This window comes from Longimicrobium sp., from assembly GCF_036280135.1.
Lineage (GTDB): Bacteria > Gemmatimonadota > Gemmatimonadetes > Longimicrobiales > Longimicrobiaceae > Longimicrobium.
The window spans coordinates 1-2382 of record NZ_DASURI010000332.1 but is presented as its reverse complement, the minus strand read 5'-3'; the positions used below and the strand labels follow the sequence as shown (position 1 = coordinate 2382).

Here is a 2382-nt window from a genome sequence, read left to right as displayed (position 1 = left end):
CACCACGCCAGCACCTCGGCAAAGCGCCGGTCGTCCAGCGCGGCGAACATGGCGTGGCGGGTGAGCTTGGCCGACGTGAACGCCGGGCTGGGCAGCCCGCACAGGAAGCGCGCCTGGCGCCGCGGCGTGGACAACACCTGCGCCTGGCCCTGGCACAGCCGCCGGAACGCGCCCGCGTCGATGCGGGCCTCGATGGGGTGCGGCTCCGGCAGGGGCGGAAACGACGTGGCGCGCCCCGTCTCGCACCAGGTGCAGTGCCCGCACGGCACGTCGTGCGGCTCGCCGAAGTACGCCAGCAGGTAGTTGGTCTGGCAGCCGTCGCGCGTCACCAGCTCCGCCATCATCCCGATGCGCCCGATCTCCGCCGCCTCGCTGCGGTGAAAGCGCGAGACCAGGTCGTCCGTCACGGCGTCCACGTCCAGCCGCGCCACGAGCTTGTTGTAGCGCAGCCGCAGGTCGCTGGCCTGCACCTCCACCAGCTGCTGCTCGCCCAGCCACTCCACGGCCCGCACGGTGCGGCCGCGCTCCTCGGGATCCAGCCCGTCCAGCTCCAGCGTGTACCACGTGCGCCCGAACTTGGCGCGGCGAAAGATGCCGTCCACGAACCGGCCCCGCTCGCCCTGGAACCGGCTGACGATCTCGGGCACGGGGATCAGCGGGCGCAGCTTGTAGCCGGCGTAGAACGGCGTGGTCTGCCGCAGGATACCCGTCAGCTCCAGGTAGGTGAGGGCCGTGCGCAGCACGAGCTGGCGGATGTCGTGGCGGTTGCCCAGCCCCAGCGGCTGCACGTCGAAGGTGGCGTCGGACTCCGCCACGTCCATCACCAGCCCCTGGAGCGCGTCGCGGTCCGGCGTGTCGCCGAATACGAAGTTCTCCAGCGTCCCCAGGTCTTCCAGGCTGCCCAGCAGCTCCACGATGGACGGCAGCCCGTCACGCCCCGCCCGGCCGATCTCCTGGCTGTAGCTTTCCAGCCCCTTGGGCAGGTTGTAGTGGTAGACGTAGCGCACGTCGGCCTTGTCGATGCCCATCCCGAACGCGATGGTGGCCACCACCACGGCCCGGTCCGACGCCTTCCACCACTCCTGCACGGCCGAGCGGGCGTCGGCGTCCATCCCCGCGTGGTAGGCGCGGGCGGGGATGCCGGCCTGCGCCAGCACCTGCGCCACGTGCTCCGCCGTCTTCTGCAGCGTCACGTAGACGATGCCAGGACCCGGATCGCGCCGCTGGATGCGCTCCACCAGCACCCGCTCGCGCCGGGCCAGCTCCGTGGGCGTGGTGGACAGGAAGAGGTTGGGGCGATGGAAGCCCGTGACGATGGCGCACTCCGCCGGGATGCCGAAGCTGGCGCAGATGTCGTCCACGACGGCGGGCGTGGCCGTGGCCGTAAGGGCCAGCACCCGCTCCACGCCCACGGCGCGCGCCGTCTCGGCCAGCTTGAGGTAGTCGGGCCGAAAGTTGTGGCCCCACTGCGAGATGCAGTGCGCCTCGTCCACGGAGAAGAGCGAGATGTGGGCGCGGCCCAGCTGGTCCAGGAAGCGCTCGTTGTTGAAGCGCTCGGGCGCCACGTACAGGATCTTGAGCGTGCCCGCCCGCAGCCCGCGCTCCACCTCCAGCGCCTCTTCGCGCGAGAGCGAGCTATCCAGCCGCGCGGCGTCGATGCCGCGGCCGCGCAGGTAGTCGATCTGGTCCTTCATCAGGGCGATAAGGGGCGAGACCACCACCGTCACCCCGTCCAGCAGCAGCGCGGGAAGCTGGTAGCACAGCGACTTGCCGCCGCCCGTGGGAAAGACGGCCAGGGCGCCGCCGCCCGCCAGCAGGCAGTCGATGACCTGGCGCTGGCCGGGGCGAAAGTCCGGCAGGCCAAACCGCTCGCGCAGCACGTCCTCGGGAGAGGCGTGGGCCGGAGGGCCGGGATTCACGTCGGGTCCGTGCTCGTGCGAAATCATGTCGTTTGCCATGGGCGCGCTCGCAGCAGGGTGAAGGACGGCCGCGGGCGCGGACGGCGGCGCCGGGCGTGGGACGCCGCAAGTAAAATGGACAATTCCCCATTCGTCAAGCACCCCGGACAAACCCGTTCGGCCGCTGGCGCATCCGTATCGATTTGTGCGACCCCTGGCCGAAAGTGGACGCGTGAGGGCGGGGTGTTTTTCACGCCCGCTCCGCAAGCGCCCTGCCGGGGTGGATGCAAACGAAAGAAGGCCACCCGCCAGTGCGGGTGGCCTTCCGACCCTTCGGCCGGGGTGCGCCACGTGCCGAGGTTGTGCCTCCATGATAACCCCGCCGCCGCGGAGGGATCAAGTGGCGCCGGCCGCGGGGGTATCGTGCACGGGATCCGCGCTCGCGCCGGGCGCCCCTCCGCTCGCCGAGGCTCGCACCTCCCCC

At 71.2% G+C, this 2382-nt stretch carries 1 protein-coding gene; it reads right to left on the bottom strand.

The genetic code is table 11. The features are described 5' to 3' along the window. A partial coding sequence (locus VFZ20_RS10520; protein WP_329683826.1) for an ATP-dependent DNA helicase RecQ occupies nucleotides 1-1958 on the bottom strand: 1958 nt, incomplete at its 3' end. Nucleotides 1959-2382 lie beyond the last annotated feature (424 nt).